This is a genomic window from Leptospira chreensis (genome assembly GCF_016919165.1).
Classification (GTDB): Bacteria; Spirochaetota; Leptospiria; order Leptospirales; family Leptospiraceae; genus Leptospira_A; species Leptospira_A chreensis.
In genome coordinates this window covers 1-3,166 of sequence record NZ_JAFFPS010000001.1, presented here as the reverse complement: position 1 = coordinate 3,166, position 3,166 = coordinate 1, and the positions used below count along the sequence as shown (strand labels likewise).

Genomic DNA, 3,166 nt, shown 5'->3' with positions numbered 1-3,166 from the left:
TCTTTGTCAGAGATAAACATAGACTTACGTTCAGGTCCCATCATAACTTTATCGCGTGCTTCTTCGAGTTCTTCTTGGGTTACACGTTTTTTGTTACGACGTGCTGCAAGGAGTGCCGCTTCATTGATGAGGTTGGCAAGATCGGCGCCTGTAAAACCAGGAGTTCCACGAGCAATGGAGTTCAGTGAAATATCAGAAACTAAAGGAACCTTTTTAGAGTGAACGGCCAAAATTTCTTCACGGCCTTTGAGATCAGGAAGGTCAACAATCACTTGTCTATCAAAACGACCTGGACGAAGAAGGGCAGGGTCAAGTACGTCAGCACGGTTTGTTGCTGCCATCACAATGACACCTTCGTTCATTTCAAATCCGTCCATCTCGACTAACATTTGATTGAGGGTTTGTTCTCTTTCATCATGTCCACCACCAAGTCCTGCACCGCGTAAGCGACCTACCGCATCAATCTCATCGATAAAGATGATACAAGGAGCATTCTTTTTACCTTGGTCAAATAAATCACGGACTCGTGATGCACCCACACCCACAAACATTTCTACGAAGTCAGAACCAGAAATAGAAAAGAAAGGAACACCAGCTTCTCCCGCTACCGCTTTCGCAAGTAAGGTTTTACCAGTTCCTGGAGGACCCACAAGAAGAACTCCTTTCGGAATTCGTGCACCAATGGCTTGGAATTTTTTTGGATCTTTTAAGAATTCAATGATTTCGAGTAATTCAACTTTTGCTTCTTCACAACCAGCCACATCATTAAAAGTGGTTTTGACTTTTGGATCCACATTCATTTTGGCACGAGACTTACCAAAGGTAAAAGCCTTGTTACCTGATGCTTGGAGTTGGCGCATCATGATGAACCAAATGATACCGAGAGCAAACAACCAAGGAATGATTCCTGATACCACACTCCAAAACTTGTTTTCTTCAGTGGATTTCGCAGTAAAACTGAGGCGCGACTTACGAAGTTTTGTCACCAAATCATCGTTCACTTGGGCTACGTTAGTTTTGAAAGGTTTTGGTTTGTTGTCTTTGCTGATTTCTGGGATGTACCAACCTTCAATCAGTTCTCGATCAATGACGATTTGTTGTTTTGCGGAAGCTTCCTTTCCGTCTTTGGAGGTAATTTTCCCGATCGGCTTTTTACCTTCGATGGGTTCTACCATATTTAAAAAATCGGAATAGCTGATTTCGTCGGGTTTACCGGCGAAGTCCTGACCTTTATAAACCGTTGCCAAAATGACAAGGAATACGAGCAAAAATAGAAATACGGTTTTGATGTTTTTATTCATGTAAAGACTTCTCGCTAGTTAGACTGAAATCAAAGGTGATATTTCTGAATCACTTCGTCAATATCCCCCATGGATATGGAACGAATCGCCGCTTCGGCGTCATTGATGATCTGTATCAAGCTCAGGTTCTCTAATGGCTCAAAATCTTCACGTAAAAATTCTTCTCTTTTTTTTGGGTCGAAGGCTGAATTAAGAACGCCGATCCGAATCCGTATAAAATTGGGGGATCGTAATGAGACAGAAACCGAGTTGACCCCAGGGTTGACATCGTTTTCCCCACCTTTAGTGACCACGATTTGGCCGAGTTCTAACCCGACATCCTCATGAATGACCACAATGTCTTTTACCTGGATTTTTAAAAAGGAGGCAATGTAGAGAACTGACTCACCGGAAAGGTCACTGAAGGTTTGTGGTTTGAGTAAAACCACTTCGTCCCCTTCAAAGTCACCACGACCGATGAGAGATTTCTTTTTCTTCGTTTTGATTTCAATGCCAATGTTGTTGGCAATGACATCAAGAATTTTGAAACCAATGTTAGATCGATTGTTATTATATTTATCGCCAGGATTTCCTAGCCCTACAATTAACTTCATTGGTTCCTAAAAGTAGATCTTATTTCTTTCCAGCTTTCTTAGCAGCTGGTTTTCCTTTGGTTTCTGCTTCTGCTTTTTCAGCGCGTTCAGCAGCAAGGATTGCTTTTGTTTTGCTACAAGAAGCAACAATCGGATCACCATTCACAAGGATTTCCCAAGATGCTGGGTGAGGAAGTTCAGAAACCTTAATCAAGTTTCCGATATCCAAACCGCTTACATCAATTGTGATTACGTCAGTCAAATCTTCAGGAGTTGACTTCACTTTGATTTCGTGAACGAGGTGCTCGAACTGTCCACCTGCTTTGGAACCTTTTGCAACACCAGTTGTTTTGATGGCAACTGTTGTTAGGATCTTTTTACCAGGAGTTACTTTAAAGAAGTCGATGTGACGGATTTGGCCCGTGTGTGGAAATCTTTGGATTTCTTTCACGAAAACTCTTTCTGTTTTACCATCAAGTTCGAGGTCAATGAGAGTTGCCTTACGGATTCCTGAGTCGATGAGTCTTTGGATTTCTTTTTCGACAACACTTGCCGATTTTGCTTCACCGCTTCCGATGATGTTTGCCGGTACTAAACCTTCCACACGCATTCTTCTTGCAGGACCTTTTCCTTTAGAAGTTCTTGTTTGTGCTTTGATAGTGATTTTTTCCATGATTATGTTCCTTAAAGTTATGAAAACAGACTAGAGATTGATTCTTCGTTATGAATCCGCTCGATGGCTTTAGCAAAGAGTGGGGCGATGGAGAGCGTTTTCAAGTGATTTATTTTTTTGGTCTCCGGAATGGCGATAGAATTTGAGAGCACAATTTGTTTGAAATCAGCCTCATTCAATTTGGCCGGTGCTTCTCCGGAAAGAACTCCGTGAGATGCACAACATAATACAGATTTTGCTCCGTTTTGGTACAGGGCGGTCGCCGCTTTCGCAATCGTTCCGCCAGTATCAATCATATCATCAAGTAATAAGCAGTTTTTGTCTTTGATTTCACCAATGACATGCATCACCACAGACTCGTTAGCTTTTGGTCTACGTTTGTCAATGATGGCAAGTGATCCGTTTACTTTTTTACCAAAGTTACGTGCTCTCTCTGCTCCACCAGAGTCTGGGGAAACAATCACTAGGTCATCCATTCCGAGTGAGTTGATGTACTCGGCAAGGACTGGTGAGAAATATAAATGATCTACAGGAATACGAAAGAATCCTTGGATTTGATCCGCATGTAAGTCCATAGTGAGGACACGATCAGGGCCAACCGTTTCGATTAAATCGGCAAC

4 protein-coding genes are annotated in these 3,166 nt (G+C 42.2%); all 4 read right to left on the bottom strand.

Annotated features, from left to right (window positions below):
- Window positions 1-1,301: ATP-dependent zinc metalloprotease FtsH (gene ftsH / locus JWG41_RS00020; RefSeq protein WP_205267926.1), on the bottom strand; the 1,301-nt coding region annotated here is incomplete at its 3' end.
- Window positions 1,302-1,330: 29 nt separating this feature from the next.
- Window positions 1,331-1,894 (bottom strand): aminoacyl-tRNA hydrolase, encoded by a 564-nt coding sequence (gene pth / locus JWG41_RS00015; RefSeq protein ID WP_205267925.1) that lies wholly within the window; start codon window positions 1,892-1,894, stop codon window positions 1,331-1,333.
- A 19-nt stretch (window positions 1,895-1,913) separates the two neighbouring features.
- A complete protein-coding gene (locus JWG41_RS00010; RefSeq protein WP_205267924.1) occupies window positions 1,914-2,546 on the bottom strand; it encodes a 50S ribosomal protein L25/general stress protein Ctc in 633 nt (210 codons plus the stop codon).
- A 17-nt stretch (window positions 2,547-2,563) separates the two neighbouring features.
- Window positions 2,564-3,166, bottom strand: a 603-nt coding sequence (locus tag JWG41_RS00005) for a ribose-phosphate diphosphokinase (RefSeq protein ID WP_205267923.1), incomplete at its 5' end; no start/stop codon positions are given.

Bases quoted from the DNA above. Each gene is read 5' to 3' on its own strand.
- JWG41_RS00010 (WP_205267924.1), bottom strand. From the start codon at position 2,546: ATGGAAAAAATCACTATCAAAGCACAAACAAGAACTTCTAAAGGAAAA.
- pth (WP_205267925.1), bottom strand. From the start codon at position 1,894: ATGAAGTTAATTGTAGGGCTAGGAAATCCTGGCGATAAATATAATAAC.